Source organism: Aromatoleum sp. (assembly GCF_032027225.1).
Classification (GTDB): Bacteria; Pseudomonadota; Gammaproteobacteria; order Burkholderiales; family Rhodocyclaceae; genus Aromatoleum.
Genome location: NZ_JAVSMM010000003.1, coordinates 21,079 through 38,577, shown reverse-complemented (window position 1 = coordinate 38,577; position 17,499 = coordinate 21,079). Strand labels below are relative to the sequence as shown.

16 protein-coding genes are annotated in these 17,499 nt (G+C 64.9%); 11 read left to right on the top strand and 5 right to left on the bottom strand.

Going from position 1 to position 17,499, the window contains the following annotated elements:
* Nucleotide 1: 1 nt before the first annotated feature.
* The 3 genes from ROZ37_RS04960 to ROZ37_RS04950 all read left to right on the top strand — a co-directional run bounded on the left by ROZ37_RS04960 (nucleotide 2) and on the right by ROZ37_RS04950 (nucleotide 4,083).
* Nucleotides 2-442, top strand: coding sequence for a DNA polymerase III subunit chi (locus ROZ37_RS04960; protein ID WP_312657971.1), 441 nt, complete (start codon nucleotides 2-4; stop codon nucleotides 440-442).
* Nucleotides 443-589: 147 nt separating this feature from the next.
* Entirely contained in the window at nucleotides 590-1,039 is a 450-nt protein-coding gene (locus ROZ37_RS04955) for a hypothetical protein (RefSeq protein ID WP_312658313.1), read from the top strand.
* A 185-nt stretch (nucleotides 1,040-1,224) separates the two neighbouring features.
* The gene (locus ROZ37_RS04950) at nucleotides 1,225-4,083 is read left to right on the top strand and encodes a valine--tRNA ligase (protein ID WP_312657970.1); all 2,859 of its coding nucleotides are present in this window, start codon (nucleotides 1,225-1,227) and stop codon (nucleotides 4,081-4,083) included.
* 189 nt (nucleotides 4,084-4,272) lie between these two features.
* Here the strand turns inward: ROZ37_RS04950 and ROZ37_RS04945 are convergent, their stop codons facing one another.
* Both ROZ37_RS04945 and ROZ37_RS04940 read right to left on the bottom strand, forming a co-directional pair.
* The gene (locus ROZ37_RS04945) at nucleotides 4,273-4,503 is read right to left on the bottom strand and encodes a sulfurtransferase TusA family protein (RefSeq protein WP_312657969.1); all 231 of its coding nucleotides are present in this window, start codon (nucleotides 4,501-4,503) and stop codon (nucleotides 4,273-4,275) included.
* Nucleotides 4,504-4,712: 209 nt separating this feature from the next.
* Nucleotides 4,713-6,152 carry a M48 family metalloprotease gene (locus ROZ37_RS04940; protein ID WP_312657968.1) on the bottom strand — a complete coding sequence of 480 codons (1,440 nt, stop codon included), beginning with the start codon at nucleotides 6,150-6,152 and terminating at the stop codon, nucleotides 4,713-4,715.
* A 75-nt stretch (nucleotides 6,153-6,227) separates the two neighbouring features.
* Here ROZ37_RS04940 and moaC point away from each other — a divergent pair, with 75 nt between their 5' ends.
* Nucleotides 6,228-6,725 (top strand): cyclic pyranopterin monophosphate synthase MoaC, encoded by a 498-nt coding sequence (gene moaC, locus ROZ37_RS04935; RefSeq protein WP_312657967.1) that lies wholly within the window; start codon nucleotides 6,228-6,230, stop codon nucleotides 6,723-6,725.
* Between the two features lie 143 nt (nucleotides 6,726-6,868).
* Here moaC and ROZ37_RS04930 read toward each other — a convergent pair whose 3' ends face one another.
* Nucleotides 6,869-7,201: a hypothetical protein gene (locus ROZ37_RS04930; protein WP_312657966.1), complete on the bottom strand. Its 333-nt coding sequence runs from the start codon at nucleotides 7,199-7,201 to the stop codon at nucleotides 6,869-6,871.
* A gap of 267 nt (nucleotides 7,202-7,468) precedes the next feature.
* Here ROZ37_RS04930 and ROZ37_RS04925 point away from each other — a divergent pair, with 267 nt between their 5' ends.
* The 7 genes from ROZ37_RS04925 to ROZ37_RS04895 all read left to right on the top strand — a co-directional run bounded on the left by ROZ37_RS04925 (nucleotide 7,469) and on the right by ROZ37_RS04895 (nucleotide 14,599).
* Nucleotides 7,469-7,801: a YnfA family protein gene (locus ROZ37_RS04925; protein ID WP_409449932.1), complete on the top strand. Its 333-nt coding sequence runs from the start codon at nucleotides 7,469-7,471 to the stop codon at nucleotides 7,799-7,801.
* Nucleotides 7,802-7,962: 161 nt separating this feature from the next.
* Nucleotides 7,963-8,574, top strand: a complete 612-nt coding sequence (locus ROZ37_RS04920) for a TetR/AcrR family transcriptional regulator (RefSeq protein WP_312657964.1) — start codon at nucleotides 7,963-7,965, stop codon at nucleotides 8,572-8,574.
* Complete coding sequence (locus ROZ37_RS04915) at nucleotides 8,571-9,722, top strand: efflux RND transporter periplasmic adaptor subunit (protein ID WP_312657963.1); 1,152 nt, start codon at nucleotides 8,571-8,573, stop codon at nucleotides 9,720-9,722. The genes ROZ37_RS04920 and ROZ37_RS04915 overlap by 4 nt, the downstream gene beginning before the upstream one ends.
* Nucleotides 9,719-10,924 carry an ABC transporter permease gene (locus ROZ37_RS04910; RefSeq protein ID WP_312657962.1) on the top strand — a complete coding sequence of 402 codons (1,206 nt, stop codon included), beginning with the start codon at nucleotides 9,719-9,721 and terminating at the stop codon, nucleotides 10,922-10,924. Before ROZ37_RS04915 ends, ROZ37_RS04910 begins: the two co-directional genes overlap by 4 nt.
* 1 nt (nucleotide 10,925) lies before the next feature.
* Nucleotides 10,926-11,639, top strand: a complete 714-nt coding sequence (locus ROZ37_RS04905) for an ABC transporter ATP-binding protein (protein ID WP_312657961.1) — start codon at nucleotides 10,926-10,928, stop codon at nucleotides 11,637-11,639.
* A gap of 149 nt (nucleotides 11,640-11,788) precedes the next feature.
* Entirely contained in the window at nucleotides 11,789-14,041 is a 2,253-nt protein-coding gene (locus tag ROZ37_RS04900) for an LssY C-terminal domain-containing protein (RefSeq protein WP_312657960.1), read from the top strand.
* A 132-nt stretch (nucleotides 14,042-14,173) separates the two neighbouring features.
* Nucleotides 14,174-14,599 carry a GFA family protein gene (locus ROZ37_RS04895; protein WP_312657959.1) on the top strand — a complete coding sequence of 142 codons (426 nt, stop codon included), beginning with the start codon at nucleotides 14,174-14,176 and terminating at the stop codon, nucleotides 14,597-14,599.
* 231 nt (nucleotides 14,600-14,830) lie between these two features.
* On the opposite strand, the gene ROZ37_RS04890 is transcribed toward ROZ37_RS04895, so the two are convergent.
* Nucleotides 14,831-17,173 carry a TOTE conflict system archaeo-eukaryotic primase domain-containing protein gene (locus ROZ37_RS04890; protein WP_312657958.1) on the bottom strand — a complete coding sequence of 781 codons (2,343 nt, stop codon included), beginning with the start codon at nucleotides 17,171-17,173 and terminating at the stop codon, nucleotides 14,831-14,833.
* The gene (locus ROZ37_RS04885; RefSeq protein WP_312657957.1) at nucleotides 17,163-17,492 is read right to left on the bottom strand and encodes a M48 family metallopeptidase; all 330 of its coding nucleotides are present in this window, start codon (nucleotides 17,490-17,492) and stop codon (nucleotides 17,163-17,165) included. Before ROZ37_RS04885 ends, ROZ37_RS04890 begins: the two co-directional genes overlap by 11 nt.
* Nucleotides 17,493-17,499: the final 7 nt, after the last annotated feature.

Sequence of the window (17,499 nt, the reverse complement as noted above, 5' to 3'; positions counted from 1 at the left end):
GATGGCGACGCGGGTGCAGTTCTATCACAACGCCGAGCACCCGCTCGCGCTCGCCTGCGAGTTCGCCGCTCGCGCCGTTGCGGGCGGCCGCAAGATCGCATTGCGGGTGGCCGACGAGCCGATGGCACGCGAGCTCGACCGGATGCTGTGGAACTTCGATCCGCTCGAATTCGTCCCGCACGTGATGGCCGACTCCCCGCTCGCCGCGGAGACCCCGGTCGTGATCGGCCGGGCCGACGCCCAGCAACCCTGGCCGGAAACCGACATGCTGCTCAATCTCGCCGACGATATCCCCGAAGGATTCGAGCGTTTCCGGATGCTCGTCGAGATCGTCGGTCAGAGCGAGACGCAGAAACAGCCTGCACGCATGCGCTGGAAGCACTACAAGCAGCAGGATCTGCGCTTGCAGGCGTTCGACGCGGTGCGTCGGGAGGCGCTATGAGCACCGATTCCATAAGGCGGACGAGCGGCGCAGCGGCCGAATTTGCCAATCACACCGCGGTATGCCGGTCCTCCGACGCCGCACGTTGGGCGGAAGGCGCTTCGCTTTTCCACGCTGCGTCTTGCCACGGAGGGTAGTCCAGTGAGCATGTGGGCACCGGGTTCGCGAGTCGAGCCGGACGACGAGCTGAAGGCGGCAGATGAGTTGCTCGGCAAGGCGGACGCGCTGCTGCGTCGCCACCACCGGAGCACCGAGCCGTCGGAGCCGGACGTTTTCGTCGCACTCGAGGATGAAGACCTGCCGGTGCTCACCGACGTCGTCGATCCGGCCGAACTGCCCACGACCCCGCTCGCCGCGCCGCCGCACGGCGAGCAAAACCGGCTTGTCGAACAGCTCGTCGGACTCGACACCGAAATCTCGCGCGAAGTCGAAGCCTGGTTCGCGACGGAGTTCCCGCAACTCCTCTCGCGCGAACTCGACAAATTCTCCGACCATCTGCAGGAAGAAACTCTCGCGCACCTACGCGCGACCTTGCTGCCGGCACTTTCCGAGCGGATTTCGCGCCGTCTCGAGGACGAATCGGACGATTTGCACTGAACGTAACCCGGCTCGTAGCCATTCACGCCGCCCGCCGCGGCTCATGATTTCGCCGCTTGGGGCGGCCGAACTCTACACAGCCCGGTGCGTCCCCGCCGCTCGGCAGTTTGCACCGTTTTGCCGCTCCGGGCGCCCCTCGCCCATCCGCTATAATCCGCGCTTTGCCTTCTCGCCCCGAGCACACCATGGAACTGGCCAAGAGTTTTGAGCCCGCGGACATCGAAGCCCGCTGGTATCCGGAATGGGAATCGCGCGGCTATTTCGACGCCGGTCTCGACAAGTCGATCCCCGACGCGTTCTGCATCGTGCTGCCCCCGCCGAACGTCACCGGCACGCTGCACATGGGCCACGGCTTCAACCAGACGATCATGGATGCGCTCACGCGCTACCACCGCATGCGCGGCTTCAACACGCTGTGGCAACCGGGCACTGACCACGCCGGCATCGCGACGCAGATCGTCGTCGAACGCCAGCTGGACGCGAAAGGCATCTCGCGCCACGACCTCGGCCGCGAGAAATTCGTCGAGAAGGTGTGGGAGTGGAAGGAATACTCCGGTGGCACGATCACGCGCCAGATGCGGCGCCTCGGCACGTCCCCGGACTGGAAGCGCGAGCGCTTCACGATGGACGCCAGCCTGTCGAAGACCGTCACCGAGACCTTCGTGCGGCTCTATAACGAAGGCCTGATCTACCGCGGCAAGCGCCTGGTGAACTGGGATCCGAAGCTCGGCACCGCGGTGTCCGACCTCGAAGTCGTGTCCGAGGAGGAAGACGGCTTTCTGTGGCACATCACCTACCCGTTCACCGACGGACCGATTGGCGACTTGAAGGGCCTGACGGTCGCGACGACCCGTCCCGAGACGATGCTCGGCGACGTCGCAGTGATGGTGCATCCGGAAGACGAGCGCTACGCGCACCTGATCGGCAAGACCGTGCGCCTGCCGCTGTGCGACCGCGACATTCCGATCATCGGCGACGACTACGTCGACCGCGAGTTCGGCACCGGCTGCGTCAAGGTCACGCCTGCGCACGACTTCAACGACTACGCGGTCGGACTGCGGCACAAGCTGCCGACGATCAGCATCCTGCGCCTCGACGCGCACGTCAGCGACGACGCACCGGAAAAGTATCGTGGCATGGACCGCTTCGTCGCGCGCGAAGTCATCGTGCAGGACCTCGACGCGCTCGGCCTCCTCGCAGCCGTCAAGCCGCACAAGCTGATGGTCCCGCGCGGCGACCGCACCAGCGCGGTGATCGAGCCGATGCTCACCGACCAATGGTTCGTCGCGATGAGCAAGGCCGCTCAGGGACCAAACTCGGACGGCAAGAGCATCACCGAGAAGGCGCTCGAATGCGTCGCGTCCGGGGAGATCCGCTTCTACCCCGAAAACTGGGTCAACACCTACAACCAGTGGCTGAACAACATCCAGGACTGGTGCATCTCGCGCCAGCTGTGGTGGGGCCACCAGATCCCCGCCTGGTACGCCGACGCCGAAGGCGACGCACGCGTGTGGGTCGCGCATGGCGAGGACGAAGCGAAGGCACTGGCCGCGAAGGACGGCTACACCGGGCGGCTGCGTCGCGACGAGGACGTGCTCGACACCTGGTACTCGTCGGCCCTGTGGCCCTTCTCGACGCTCGACTGGACGTCGGAGTGGCCGGCCAAGTCGAACGACGCGCTCGACCTCTACCTGCCGTCGTCGGTGCTCGTCACCGGCTTCGACATCATCTTCTTCTGGGTCGCGCGCATGGTCATGATGACCAAGCACATCACCGGCAAGATCCCGTTCCGCGACGTCTATGTGCACGGGCTGATCCGCGATGCCGAAGGCCAGAAGATGTCGAAGTCGAAAGGCAACGTGCTCGACCCGATCGACCTCATCGACGGCATCGCGATCGACGAGCTCGTGAAGAAGCGCACCTTCGGCCTGATGAATCCGAAGCAGGCGCAGAGCATCGAGAAGAAGACGCGCAAGGAATTCCCGGAAGGCATTCCCGCGTTCGGGACCGACGCGTTGCGCTTCACGTTCTCGTCGCTCGCGACGCCTGGTCGCGACATCAAGTTCGACCTCGCGCGCTGCGAGGGCTACCGCAACTTCTGCAACAAGCTCTGGAACGCGACGCGCTTCGTGCTGATGAACACCGAGGGCCACGACTGCGGCATCGAGGCCGCCGCGGGCAGCACGGCATGCAACGCGGCCAACCTCGATTTCTCGTTCGCCGATCGCTGGATCGTGTCGGAACTACAGCGCACCGAAGCGGCGGTCGCGCAGCATTTCAAGGACTACCGCTTCGACCTCGTCGCGAAGGCGATCTACGAGTTCGTCTGGGACGAGTATTGCGACTGGTACGTCGAACTCGCGAAGGTCCAGATCCAGAACGGCACGCCCGCGCAGCAGCGCGCGACGCGCCGGACGCTCCTGCGCGTGCTCGAAACCGTGCTGCGCCTCGCGCACCCGCTGATTCCGTTCATCACCGAAGAGCTGTGGCAGACGGTCGCGCCGCTCGCCGGCCGCAAGGACGTCGAAAGCATCATGCTCGCGCCCTATCCGCTGGCCGATCTCGGGCGGATCGACGAGGCGTCCGATGCGAAGATCGCCGAACTTAAGGCGATCGTAGGCAGTTGCCGCAATCTGCGCAGCGAAATGGGAATTTCGCCGGCGCAGAAGATGCCGCTCGTCGCGGCGGGCGATGCCGCGACGCTGTCCGCGTACCGGCCCTATCTCGCGGGCCTCGCGCGCCTGTCGGAGGTTGCCGTAGTCGAGGATATCGGCGTCGATGAACTCGCGCCGGTCGCCGTGTCCGGCGCCTTCAAGCTGATGCTGCGCGTCGAAATCGACATCGCCGCCGAACGTGAGCGGGTCGCGAAGGAGATCGCCCGCCTCGAAGGTGAGGTTGCGAAGGCCGAGGGCAAGCTCGGCAATGAAAGCTTCGTCGCCCGCGCGCCCGCCGCCGTCGTCGATCAGGAGCGGGCCCGCCTCGCGGGTTTCAGGGTGACGCTCGAAAAGCTGCGCCCGCAGCTCGAAAAACTCGCGAACCGCTGAGCCGCGAGCGCCAATAAAACGGGCCGCCCCCCTACGGCGCGGCCCGTTTCGTTTCCACCCTCGATTCGCACGCAAAGGTCTCGCGCTCCCGGAGCCGCTGCGGCTCCAGCACTCTGACAAGACAGTGTCCGAGCTCCGCGCCCTCGCGCGAATCTGGCACGGACCCCGCGCGCAGCCCGATCCGGCCTGCTACTTGCGCTTCAGGAAGAATTCGAACGCCTGGTCCGCGGTTTCGCTCTGGCTCAGCAACTCGTTGCCGGTCTGCTTCGCGAACGCCTGGAAATCCTTGACCGACCCCGGATCGGTCGCCAGCACGCGCACGATCTGACCCGGCTTCATTTCAGCCAGCATCTTCTTCGTGCGCAGGATCGGCAACGGACAGGTGAGGCCGCGCGCATCGACTTCTCTCTCGAATTCCATCCCGACCCCCGACCCGGAAAAACGGCGATTCTAACGGCTGCGCGAGGGACCGAGAAGCCGCGCGAATCGAAAGCGACGGTGTTTATCGGCTTGGTCGGCAGCACGATTGTCGTGAAATCCCGCGCTGGCGCCAGGCGGAGTGGAAACGCGGATTCCCGGTCGTCGACTGCGGGGCCGCGCTCTCGCTACTGCAACGGGCGAAGGAAATCTCAGCCCCCGTTCCGTTTCTCCTCGCGCCGCTGACGCTCCTCCGCCTTCAATTCGCGCATCCGCGCGTCGACCGCCGAGAGCTGGTAGAAATCGCCGTCGCCCGCGCGGCGCGCGATCTCGAGCTGTTCGATCGCCGCCAGAAGACTCCCCTGCAGCACGTAAACTTCGGCCTGCGCGCGGTGCTGCGCGGTGCGATGTCCGAGCGCCGCTTCGGAACGCGCAACGTAGGTCCACAAGCGCGCGTCGTCGCTGCGGTCCTGGATCCCGGAACGCGCCAACGTGGCAGCCTCCTGAGCCCGGCCCGCCTCCAGCAGCGCGTCCATCCGCGCGTAGCGTAACGAACGGTTGTCGGGAAAACGCCGCGTTGCCGCGTCCAGGATCTCGACCGCGCCGGGAGCGTCGCGGCGTGCGCTCCGCAATTCGGCCGCGAACGACTCGAGGAAGGGCGATCCGGGTTTCTCGCGGCGCAAGGGTTCGAGCGTCTTTTCCGCGTCGTCGAGCCGCCCCGCCGCGAAATACGCGCGCGCGAGCCCGTAGTTTTGCGCCGCGACATTCGGCGATTTCGCCACCAGCGCCTCCAACTCCCGCACCGCGTCGAGCGGCGCGGCCGCTGCGACCCGCAGTTTCGCGCGCACAAAGCCGAACTCGGGCGAATCCGGCACCTGCCGGTAACGCATCTGACCGACGCGGTTGCCCATGTCCGAAATCCGCTCCGCGGTAAGCGGGTGGGTGCGCAGATAACTCGGCGCGTTGTTCTCGTACAGGCGGCCCGCGCGCTGCAAACGCTCGAAGAAACCCGGCATCCCGCGCACATCGAAGCCCGCGCTCTCGAGCGTCTGCAAGCCGATCCGGTCGGCTTCGCGCTCGAAGTCGCGCGTATAGCCGAGCTGCGACTGGATGACGCCGGCCTGCCCTGCGGCGACCGCGGCCTCGCTGATCTGCGAATTGCTGCGCGCCGCGAGGACCGCGACGAGCATCGACGCGAGCATGACCATGCTCGCCTGCCCCTGCTTGCCAACGAGCTGCGCGATGTGGCGTTGCGTCACGTGCGCGATTTCGTGGCCGAGCACGGACGCGAGCTCGGACTCGGACTCGGCCGCGAGAATCAGCCCGGTGTGGACGCCGATGTAGCCGCCGGGCAGCGCGAATGCGTTGAGCGTGCCGTCGCGGACGACGAAGAAGTCGAACTGCTGGTTCGGCGCCGGCCCCGATGCGACGAGCCGCTGTCCCAATCGTCCGACGTATTCCTCGACTTCCGGGTCATCGAGATACGCGTTGTCGCGCAAGCGGATCTCTTGAATGATCGACTCGCCTAGCCGGCGCTCGGCCTGCGGAGAGAGTTCGGACGCCGCGACGTCGCCAAGATCGGGAAGGCTTGCGGCATTCAGGCGCGGTACCATCGCGACGCACAGCAGAAGGATAAAAAGTCGTTTGATCATCGGGTGCTATGATACCGGTCCGTTCGTTACCGTTCCGCGCGGAATGTATCGCACTGTAGGTCCGCGCCCCGTCCCATGAGCCAGCCCACGGAATCCCGGACCCTCACCCATTTCGACGTCGACGGCAAGGCCCACATGGTCGATGTCGGCGACAAGAGCGAGACGCGCCGCGTCGCGGTCTGCCGCGGCGCGATCACGATGAAGCCCGAAACGTTCGCGATGATCGAGGCGGGCAACGCGAAGAAAGGCGACGTGCTCGGCATCGCCCGTATCGCGGCGATCCAGGCGTCGAAGCGGACCGCCGAACTGATCCCGCTGTGCCACCCGATCCCGCTGACGCGCGTGGCCGTCGAGTTCGAACCCGACCGCGCGGTCAGCACGATCGTCTGCACCGTCACCGCCGAGACCGTCGGCCGCACCGGGGTCGAGATGGAAGCGCTGACCGCGACCAGTGTCGCGCTGCTGACGATTTACGACATGTGCAAGGCGGTCGATCGCGGCATGCGGATCGACGACATCCGGCTCGTCGAGAAGCTCGGCGGCAAGTCGGGGCACTGGAAGTCGGAAGACTGACGGCCGCGGCAGACGCTGCGGCCTGCTCGTACTTCCGCGGCGCAGCCGCCCCCGAACGCCGCCTTTCCTTTCTACGGACGACCGTGCGCCGCTGCTCATCGCACACGGATGCTCGTCAACCAGCAATCGCCCCGGCCAATCCCTCAATGCACGGACGTATGCGGCTGCGCGCCGCACTGCCGCATGATCTGCTCGACCCGGCCCGAGTCGGCGCTTCCGCCCAGATCAACGCTGACGACGCAAGTCCCGCCATGTACGGCATCCGAGCTCGGGTCGACGTCGATCCCCTGCGAATCCTGGCCAGGCTGGTTCGAATACGACTGCCCCGGGCATTCGGCCGCGATTCCGTCGGCCGTCAGATCCGTGCTGACCCCGATACGGTTTTCCGCCACGCCGGCTTCGACCAGCCGCTGCCTTGCGTGCTCCGCTTCGCCGGTGCTCGAAAAGACGCCGGTAATCACCTGATTGCGTGCCATGCTCGCCTCCTGTCACTGCTCGTTCTGTATCCGGCGACGCCGGTCCAGCTTTCGTTGTCGGTCGAGCCGACCCGACCGGACCCGCCCAGTCGCCACCTGCGAGATTCGGACCCTGCCCCGCCCGAATAGATCCGGCAGCGGCGAAAGCGAGACAGAAGGCCCATTGCCGACTCCGAGGCTGCCGATTGCGGCATCCTGCCCCGACTGACAGCCGTCGCGCACCGCGCGCCTGCACGTGCCCAACCCCGAATCCGGAGACCCGCAATGATGCAACTGCTGCAGACCACAGGCCTTTTCGCGATCACCGCGATTGCGGAGATTCTCGGCTGCTACCTGCCTTGGATGGTGCTGAAGGACGGCCGGTCGGCGTGGCTGCTATTGCCCGCGGCGGTTTCCCTCGCCCTTTTCGCGTGGCTGCTGACCTTGCACCCGTCCGCCGCCGCGCGTACTTACGCGGCCTACGGCGGCGTGTATGTCGCCGTAGCCCTGGCCTGGCTTTGGGCGATGGACGGCATCACGCCGACGCGCTGGGACGCCATCGGCGCCGGGGTTGCGCTGGTCGGCATGGCGATCATCGCCTTGCAACCCGGAAGAGTCTGAAGCGCGCTCGCCGGAGCGCAGGGCGACCGCGCATCCTTACTTTCGCGCGCACTCGCGCGATTTCCGCATAGCGCTCGACGCCGCGACGCCAAAACTCGCCGGTTGACAGGCGGGTTTCGTGGCCTAAGATAGTAACCACTTACTTTCTTCACAAACCGTCGATGCCAACGAAACCTCGCCCGAAGCTGCCCTCCGACGAACGCCGCGCGGTCACCGTCGAAGCCGTCGTCGAACTCGCCGCATCCCGGAATCCGAGCGAGATCACGACCACGGCGATCGCCCAGCAGATGGGCGTCACGCAGGGCGCGCTGTTCAAGCATTTCCCCACCAAGGAATCCATCCTGCAGGCGGTGATGGACTGGGTCGCGGAGCAGCTCCTTTCACGCCTGGACAAGGCGGCCGGTTCCGCCTCCTCACCGGTCGGCGCTATCGAGGCGATGTTCATGGCCCACGTCGATTTCGTCGTCCGCCATCCCGGCGTCCCGCGCATGTTGTTCGGCGAGCTGCAGCACGCCGAACCGACGCCGCCGAAGCTCATCGTGCAGACGCTGATCAAACGCTACGGCGAACGCCTGCAACGTCTCCTCGCCGAGGGCAAGGCGACCAGAGACCTCTCCGCCACGCTCGATACCGAAGCCGCGGCGACGCTCTTCATCGGCACGATCCAGGGACTGGTGATGCAGTCGCTCCTCGCCGGCGACGTCGCGCGCATGCGGCGCGACGCGCCGGGCGTGTTCGCGATCTATCTGCGGGGCATCGGGAGCGACCGATGAAGATCCGCCCCTTGCAACGCCGCATGCTGACGCTGATCGCAGTCATCGTCCCGCTCGTCGTGCTGCTCGCTTACGTGGCCCTGCGCTCGGGGCCGCTCGCTCCGGTGGCCGTCGCGGAGGTCCGTGTCGAGTCGCGCGCGATCCGTCCGGCGCTGTTCGGCATCGGCACCGTCGAGGCGCGTTACACGTACCGGATCGGCCCGACGGTCGCCGGGCGCGTGAAACGCCTCGATGTGCATGTCGGCGACCGCGTCACAGCGGGACAAGTGCTCGGCGAAATGGACCCGGTCGACCTCGACGACAGGATCCGGTCCCAGGCAGCCGCGCTCAAACGCTCCGAAGCGGCGATACGCGAGGCGAGCGCTCGCCAAGCCTATGCAAACGCGCAGGCACGCCGGTACGAGCAACTCTTCGCCGTCCGCTCGACCAGCGAGGAACTGCTGACGACGAAGCGGCAGGAGCTGCAGGTCGCGGAGGCCGCGCTCGCAGGCGTGCGCGAAGACCTCGCACGCGCCGCTTCCGACCTCGAGGGCCTGCGGGCGCAGCGCGTCAATCTGCAGCTGACCGCGCCGGTCGCCGGCATCGTCACGCAGCGCGACGCCGACCCCGGCACGACGATCGTCGCCGGCCAGGCGGTCGTCGAAATGGTCGACCCGAAGAGCCTGTGGATCAACACCCGCTTCGACCAGATCAGCGCCGCGGGGCTCGACGCCGGTCTGCCGGCCCGCATCGTGCTGCGCTCGCGCAACGGCGAAGTCATTCAGGGGCACGTGTTGCGAGTCGAACCGAAGGCCGATGCGATCACTGAAGAAACGCTCGCCAAGGTGCGCTTCGACGAGGCTCCCGCGATCTTGCCGCCGCTCGGCGAACTCGCCGAAGTCACCGTCGACCTGCAGCCGCTGCCGGCAGCGCCGGTGATTCCGAACGCGGCCGTGCAGCGCCAGGGCGACCGGATCGGTGTCTGGCAGATCGCGGACGGCGAGCCGAGCTTCGTTCCGGTCGCGCTCGGGCGCTCGGACCTCGACGGTCAGGTGCAGGTCGTCGCAGGACTCGAGCCCGGCGACCACGTCGTCGCCTACAGCGAAAAGGCGCTCGGCCCGAGCAGCCGCATACGCATCGTCGAACGCGTTGCCGGGGCGACGCGATGATCAGCCTCGCCGGACGCGACATCCTCCACACGTGGGGGAAGTTCGTCTTCACCGGCTTCGGCCTCGGCCTGCTGATCGGCGTTACGCTGACGATGGCCGGCGTGTACCGCGGCATGGTGGACGATGGCAAGGCGCTGCTTGACAACAGCGGCGCCGACCTGTGGGTGGTGCAGAAGGACACGCTCGGCCCCTACGCCGAATCGTCCAGCATCAACGACGACGTGTATCGCTCGATCCTTGCGATGCCCGGCGTCGCCGAGGCCGCGAACGTGACTTATCTGACGATGCAGGTGCGCAAGGGCGAGGAGGACGTGCGCGCGATGGTGGTGGGCGTCGTGCCCGGCGACGCGCGCGCCGTGCCGGGCTGGCCGCCCTACCTCGTCGCGGGCCGCCAGATCACGCGCGGGCATTACGAAGCGGTGGCCGATCGAGCGACCGGCTTCGCGCTCGGCGACCAGATCCGGATCCGCCGCAACCGCTTCACCGTGGTCGGCCTGACGCGGCGCATGGTGTCGTCGAACGGCGATCCGATGGTGTTCATTCCGCTGAAGGACGCGCAGGAAGCGCAGTTCCTGAAGGACAACGACGCGATCCGGCAAGGGCGTCGCCGCACCGAAGCCAACCCCGGCCTCAATCGTCCCGGCGTGCCCGGTATGCTCGATGCGGTCATCGCGTCGCAGGCAAGCAACAATCTCGTCAACGCGGTTCTCGTACGCATCGGACCCGACGCCGCGCCGGATCGGGTCGCGGAGTCGATTCGTCGCTGGCAGCGCCTGACCGTCTACACCCGCTCGCAGATGGAAGGCATCCTCGTCGGCAAGCTGATCGCGACCTCCGCGAAGCAGATCGGCATGTTCCTGATCATCCTCGCCGTCGTCAGCGCCGCGATCGTCGCCTTCATCATCTACACGCTGACGATGGACAAGATCCGCGAGATCGCGGTGCTGAAGCTGATCGGCACCCGCAACGGGACTATCGCCGCAATGATTCTGCAGCAGGCGCTCGCGCTCGGCGTGATCGGCTTCGCCGTGGGCAAGATCAGCGCGACCTACGCGGCGCCGTTCTTCCCGAAGTACGTGCTGCTGATGCCGCAGGACTCCGTCGCGGGCTTCTTCGCCGTGCTCGCAATCTGCGCACTGGCGAGCGTCATCGCGATCCGCATCGCACTGCAGGTCGATCCGGCGGAAGCGATCGGAGGTTGAGATGCACGGCAAAGGCATACGGATCGAAGGCTTGAGAAAGCGCTACGGCTCGGGCGACACCGCGGTCGAGGCGCTGAAGGGCGTCGACATGACGGTGGCCCCGGGCGAGGTCGTCGGCCTGATCGGGCCATCCGGCTCGGGCAAGAGCACGCTGCTGAAATGCCTCGGCGCGGTCATCGATCCGACCGCCGGACGCATGACGCTGGGCGACGAAACGATCTACGACGACGGCTGGAAAGTGCGCGACCTGCGCGCATTGCGCCGCGACAAGATCGGCTTCGTATTCCAGGCGCCCTACCTCATCCCCTTCCTCGACGTCACCGACAACGTCGCGCTGCTGCCGATGCTCGCCGGCGCGCGCAACGCCGAAGCACGCGCCAGCGCGCTGGACCTGCTGAGCGCGCTGGACGTGCAGCACCGGGCCGGTGCGATGCCGTCACAACTGTCGGGCGGCGAGCAGCAACGGGTCGCGATCGCCCGCGGACTGATAAACCGCCCACCGGTGATCCTCGCCGACGAACCGACCGCGCCGCTAGATTCCGAGCGCGCGATGACGGTCATCCGCCTCCTCAACGACATGGCGCGCAAGTTCGAGACCGCGATCATCGTCGTCACCCACGACGAGAAGATCATTCCGACTTTCCGGCGGATCTACCACATCCGTGACGGCGTGACGCACGAGGAAGCCGGGGAAGGACGCGGATTCGATTCGTGACGGCGCTGGCGTGTTCGATCGGCGGCGCGAGGAAGTGATCCGCCTCGGACCGTGGCAGGAGCGAAGACAGGCCGGGCAGTCTGCCGAAAGCTCGCGCTGGTACTTGAAGGAATCTTTCCCCGTGCGGCCGAAGTCCCGCCAGGAATTTCTTGAATGATGCGTATGGCGACGTAGGCTATTTACTGAACAAGGCCGTCACTGGTATCGAAACCGCCACTACAGCGCATTTTCATTCAAAGGCCGGGCACTTCGTGATCGAAAAGCTCTTCACAGCCATCCTGCCTTCGATCGAGCATTTCCATCTGCTCGGCTACTGGGTGGGCTTTCTCGCCGCGCTGTTGGAGACGGCACTTGGGGTGGGCTTTCTGCTGCCGGGGTCGACCCTCCTTTTGTTGCTGGGCGCGCTCGCGGCGGGCGGGTACCTGGATTTTGCCGATCTGCTGTGGTTCGCGGTGGCCGGCGCAGTGCTGGGCGACAACGTCAATTACTGGCTGGGCCAGCGCTATGGCCAGAAATGGGCGCGCAACGGTGTCTGGTTTGTGACGCCCGATCATTTCGAGAAGGCGCGCCGGTTTTTCGACAGGCACGGCGCGCGCAGCGTCTTTCTTGGCCGCTTCATCCCGAGTGTCAAGGAGATCGCCCCTTTCATCGCCGGCTCGGTGGGCATGCATTACCGCACGTTTCTGATCTGGAACGTGCTCGGCGCCATCGGCTGGGGGTTGCAGTGGGTAGGCGGCGGCTATTTCTTCGGGCAATCGCTCAAGGTGGCGGAAACCTGGATGTCTCGTGCCGGCATGTTGCTGGTGGTGGTGCTTGCGGTCTGGGCACTGATGTGGCTGGTACAGCGCTTCATCGTGCGCCAGGGGCGCGAAGTGTGGCGGGTAGTGGTGTCGTTTGGCCGTTCGCTCAGAGCTGCACTCGGCCGCAACCCCTATGCGCGCCGATGGGTGCGCCGTCATCCGGCGGCGGTGCGGTTTTTCGCGGGGCGCGTGGACCGCTCGCACTTCCGCGGCCTGCCGCTCACGCTGCTCGCGCTGACGTTCATCTACGTGCTCGCGCTGTTTGCGGGCATCGTCGAAGACGTCATCACTTCCGATCCCATCGTGGCGGTTGACCACGCCACGGCGGAGTTGGTCGCCGCTTTCCGCGCTCCCTCAGTCATTCCTCCTTTTGTCTGGATTGCCAATGTGGGCGCGCTGCCACTGGTCGGTGCGATGCTGCTTGCGGCATGCGTGCTGCTCTGGCTACTCAACCGCAGCTACGCGGCGGCGGGACTGCTGCTTTCCACGCTGGGCGCGTCGTCCTTTGTCAGCTTGAGCAAACTGGCCGTTCATCGGCCCAGGCCCGTCGAGGCAGTAATACTTGAAACGTCCTACTCCTTTCCGAGCGAGCACGCCGCGTCAGCCGTGGCCTTCTACGGCTTTCTGGGCTACCTGATGATCCGCGCCGCCACGCGCTGGAAGCTGCGGGTGCACGTGTTCTTCGGCGTGGCGGCGCTGGTTCTGCTCATCGGCCTGAGCCGCATCCTCCTGGGGGTTCAGTATCTCAGCGATGTCTGGGCCGGGTATCTGGTCGGGGCGCTATGGCTGATCGCGGGCATCAGCCTCGTTGAATGGCTGGCCGCCAGCGGACGCATCGTGTGGCGAGCGCCGAACGAGCCGCGCAGAAGATTCACCGCACTTGCGCTGGCGGCCGTTTCCACCGCCGGGGTTATCGGCTATGCGGCCATCCACCAGCCGCCCGTGCGGGTTCCGCCGCCGGAGCCCGCCATGCAGCTCGTTCGACCGCTGCCCGAAATCCTGCACGCCGATACGCTGTCGAAAACTGCGACCTTGCTCGGCGCGCCCGAACAGCCGCTGGCGTTCGCCATCGTCGCCCCCGACAAGCATGCCTTGGTCGTCGCTCTGCAGCGGGCCGGCTGGCAGGCCGCCGACTACCCATCCCTGCGCAACATGCTGCGCCTTGTAAAAGACGGCCTGGACTACACCACTACGCCGCTGGCGCCGGTCTTCTGGCGCGGCAAGGTGAACGACCTGGCCTTCGAGCGTCCAGTGGAAGGTGCGCGCGGCAGGGCGTTGACCACGGTGCGCCTCTGGTCCACGCCTTACCGGATGGGTGCGGATCAGGTATTCGTGGGTGTGGCGCGCGAGTATGCCGGCATCCGGTGGGGCATCGTGCATACGATATCGCCCGACGTGGATGGTGCCGCCGCGGGCTTCGCCACATCCCTGCAGGCGCTCGGCCCGCCCGTCGCGGCATGCCGGCAGGCGCTGCTGGCGCCGATGATCGGCAACTACCTCATGGGTGACAGCTTTTCGACGCACGGAGACATTTGGCTGATCGACCTTGACGCCCCCGCCGGCGCGTCGCGGCTGTGCGAGCACGGCAGCGCCGCACCATGAAAGCCCTTTCCGTCGCTGCTCTCGGTCGCGGCTGTGCGCGCGCGGCAGCGCCACGTGATCAGGGCATCAGAAGTCTTTAGCCTCGATCAGACAGGATGAAACGCCAACAGCCCACCCCGAAGGAGGCGACGCATGACCGAATATCGAGCAGCTTCAAGGTTTCAAGGCAAGTGCCTGTGCGGCGCGGTATCAATTCAACTTGAACACGACAAACCCCACGTCAGCGCCTGCCATTGCGACATCTGCAGACGCTGGGGCGGTGGTCCATCGCTCACGCTCGAATGCAGTGACGCGCCGCGCATCGAGGGGGCGGAGCATGTACGGACCTACGCCTCGTCGGACTGGGCCGAACGCGGCTTCTGTGCGCAATGCGGCACACACCTGTTCTACCGCCTCAAGCAAGGCGGCCTCTACGCCATCCCGGTGGGCCTGTTCGACGAAGGTGGCACCTGGCCGTTCGACCTGCAAATATTCGTCGATGAAAAGCCGGGCAATTATCAGTTTGCTAACGCCACGCGCGAAATGACCGGCGAAGAAGTCTTCAAGGCATGGCCGTAGGGGCGCTCGGACAGCGCCAGCAGGACAATCGAGCGAGACTCCGCCCGCACTTCGGCGCGCGCTGGCACGCACGGAATACCCGTAGCCCCGTGCGTCGTGCACCATGCATAAATGAAAATGCCCAACCGATAACGGTTGGGCATTGAATACTGGTGGTGGACAGTTTACTACCGAACTACTCGCTATTGGAGCCAATGAGTATTGCTGCGGGTGCCTGCGGTTCGCTGCAGATCATTCTGCAATTCTGTATCCCATCGCCCGATAACCACGTTGGCGCTTGTCCCACATCCGCAGCAGTGCCGGATGGCCAGTATCGACGAAATCAACAATGCGCACATCGGTCTTGGTGGCGTGCTCGCGGTGCAGGCGGCCAGCGTATTGCTGCAGCGTCCCTTTCCACGATACCGGCATTGCCAGCACCAGGGTATCAAGCGGTGGGTGGTCGAAACCCTCACCGACCAGCTTCCCGGTCGCAAGTAGTACGCGAGGTGCATCAGGGGGTAGCGCCTCAAGCTCGGCGATCAAAGTGGCACGCAACTTTTTTGCCAACCGGCCATGTAAAACAGTCAGTGCTGAAACTTTGCCGTTCAGAGCAGCCTCGATGGATTCGAGATGCTCGGTGCGCTCCGTCAACACGAGGACTTTCCGGTCTTGCCTGTATGCGTTCTCAATCTCTGTCGCAATCGCGGCGGTCCGTTCTGGATCACCGGCGATGTGCCGGAAAACATCCTGAATGGCCGCTTCCTGCGGCAAATCAATCCGCTTGTGCAGTGTGCACGGCGTGACGGCCAGATCATGTGGCGCACTCAATGGTTTCGCGGCGGTATGGCGCGTTGGCCCGCACTGCATGAAAATAATCGGCTGCCGGCCATCGCGACGAATCGGTGTGGCAGTCAAGCCAAGCACATATCTCGCTTTTGTCTGCTTCAAGATCGCCTCGAACGACTCCGCGCTCAGGTGATGACATTCATCTACGATGACGTGGCCGTAATTTTCGACCAACGGGTTGATTTCACCCTGGCGCGATAACGACTGCATCACGGCGATATCAATTTTCCCTGTCGGTTTGGCTTTGCCGCCACCGATGGTGCCGAGCACGCCCTTGCCAACGCCCAGAAATGATTGCAAACGTTCCTGCCACTGCTTGAGCAGTTCCCGCCGGTGTACGAGCACCAGCGTGTTCACTCCTCGCCGCGCAATCATTGCAGCAGCAGTAACCGTTTTGCCAAAAGCAGTCGGCGCGCACAGGACGCCCGCGTCGTGACGCAGTATGGCGGCGACAGCAAATTCTTGATCCAGCCGTAATGTACCGGCAAACGCGACGTCCAGCGGCGACCCTGCGTATCGCTCGTCGATCAGCTCGCAGCCAATAGCATTGTCACGAAATAGTTCCAGCGCGGCATCCAGACAGCCACGCGGCAGGGCGATGTGATTGGGGTAGTTCTCGGCACAGCCGATCACCCGTGGTTCATCCCATACGGAAAAGCGCATCGCCTGTTTCTTGTAGAACTCGGGATTCTGGAAGGCGGCCAGGCGAATCAGCCGGTTGGCCAGAGATTGTGGCAATTGTGCCTTCTCGAAATAGATCAGGTTGGCGACCGTTACCGTGAGCGACTTCGGCATCGGCCCGATCAGCTTCTTCGCGGAAGGCGAAGATCGCTTCCACGGCTCCTTCTGATCTTCCTCGTCAATGAAGGTCACATCGAGTGGATGCGAGTTGCCCGTGGCCCGCAGAATGGTGGGCTCGATATCGTGCGCGGCCATCGGCTGGATAGCGGCGAGGAATGCCCATTGATCCCGATAGGGGCGCAAGTCGCCGTCCACGAAGACGCTGCATCCTCGCTCACGCGGAGCCTTTTGCAGTGGCAACGCGATCAAATTACCGAAACCTCCTTTGGGCATCGAATCCTGATTGGGGAACAACCGGTCGTAGGATTCAAGCTTGAGTTGCCGGGTGCGGGCGCAGGTGTGGCTGATGATGGCGGTACCGAGGCGGCGTGCATCCCGAGCGAAAACGCTGCTGGCGAAGAATATCCAGGCGTGGGCACCGTTGCCGGATCGCGATATTTCAAGCGCTGCCGGCACACCCAATTCGCGACACGACTGAAGGAACGCCCTGGCATCCTCCCGCCATTCAGCCTCGTCGAAATCGGCGGCGAGGAAATGACAAGTGTCGTCGATTAGCAGTGGATAGACGCCGACCGTGCGTTTGCCCGCGAGGTGCTCGTAGATCACCTGGTCCGACAGTGGTTTCATCTGGCGATGACTGCAATCCGCACACTTGATGCGCGGTTTCTCGCAAATGCCGGGGCGCCGATCATTGGCGCAAACCGGGGAATATCCTGACTTTCCGGTCGTCGAATTCTCCCATCGGACCGGGTAGATATCGGTACGACCGCGAAACAGCCGACGAAATAGAGCCACCTTCTCGTCGGTGGAAAGCTTTGATGGTTCCGGTTCGGCAACAGCCATGACGGGCTCAGGCGGCAGGCGCCATTCGATGCCGCGGGATTCCAGCAGGGCGATCAGGCGAGCGTTTTCAGCGCGCAGCGCGACAATTTGGTCATCGTGCACGCGCCAAGTTCTCCGTTGCTACACCTCGAAGTTTCGCCTCCAGCGCAGGGTAGTCTCCCAGATAGGCCGTCATCAGCGACTTCCAAAGTTTGCCGTGGTTGGCCACAAAAAAATGCAGTAACTCATGCACGATCACGTAGTCCCACAGGTCGGCGTCCAATGCCAGCAGTTCGCTGTTGAAGGTCAGTCGGCCAGAGGTTGAACACGAGGCCCACTTGTTGCGCATCGGGCGCAGTGTCACCGTATGCGTGCCAACATTCAGCTTCTCAGCCCATTGGCTAACCCGCTGTCGAAAAGCCTGTTTCAGATCGTCGGTCATCCAGATG

Bases quoted from the DNA above. Each gene is read 5' to 3' on its own strand.
- ROZ37_RS04940 (WP_312657968.1), bottom strand. From the start codon at position 6,152: ATGATCAAACGACTTTTTATCCTTCTGCTGTGCGTCGCGATGGTACCG.
- ROZ37_RS04950 (WP_312657970.1), top strand. From the start codon at position 1,225: ATGGAACTGGCCAAGAGTTTTGAGCCCGCGGACATCGAAGCCCGCTGG.
- ROZ37_RS04915 (WP_312657963.1), top strand. From the start codon at position 8,571: ATGAAGATCCGCCCCTTGCAACGCCGCATGCTGACGCTGATCGCAGTC.
- ROZ37_RS04920 (WP_312657964.1), top strand. From the start codon at position 7,963: ATGCCAACGAAACCTCGCCCGAAGCTGCCCTCCGACGAACGCCGCGCG.
- moaC (WP_312657967.1), top strand. From the start codon at position 6,228: ATGAGCCAGCCCACGGAATCCCGGACCCTCACCCATTTCGACGTCGAC.
- ROZ37_RS04955 (WP_312658313.1), top strand. From the start codon at position 590: ATGTGGGCACCGGGTTCGCGAGTCGAGCCGGACGACGAGCTGAAGGCG.
- ROZ37_RS04885 (WP_312657957.1), bottom strand. From the start codon at position 17,492: ATGACCGACGATCTGAAACAGGCTTTTCGACAGCGGGTTAGCCAATGG.
- ROZ37_RS04905 (WP_312657961.1), top strand. From the start codon at position 10,926: ATGCACGGCAAAGGCATACGGATCGAAGGCTTGAGAAAGCGCTACGGC.
- ROZ37_RS04945 (WP_312657969.1), bottom strand. From the start codon at position 4,503: ATGGAATTCGAGAGAGAAGTCGATGCGCGCGGCCTCACCTGTCCGTTG.
- ROZ37_RS04930 (WP_312657966.1), bottom strand. From the start codon at position 7,201: ATGGCACGCAATCAGGTGATTACCGGCGTCTTTTCGAGCACCGGCGAA.
- ROZ37_RS04925 (WP_409449932.1), top strand. From the start codon at position 7,469: ATGCAACTGCTGCAGACCACAGGCCTTTTCGCGATCACCGCGATTGCG.
- ROZ37_RS04895 (WP_312657959.1), top strand. From the start codon at position 14,174: ATGACCGAATATCGAGCAGCTTCAAGGTTTCAAGGCAAGTGCCTGTGC.
- ROZ37_RS04960 (WP_312657971.1), top strand. From the start codon at position 2: ATGGCGACGCGGGTGCAGTTCTATCACAACGCCGAGCACCCGCTCGCG.
- ROZ37_RS04910 (WP_312657962.1), top strand. From the start codon at position 9,719: ATGATCAGCCTCGCCGGACGCGACATCCTCCACACGTGGGGGAAGTTC.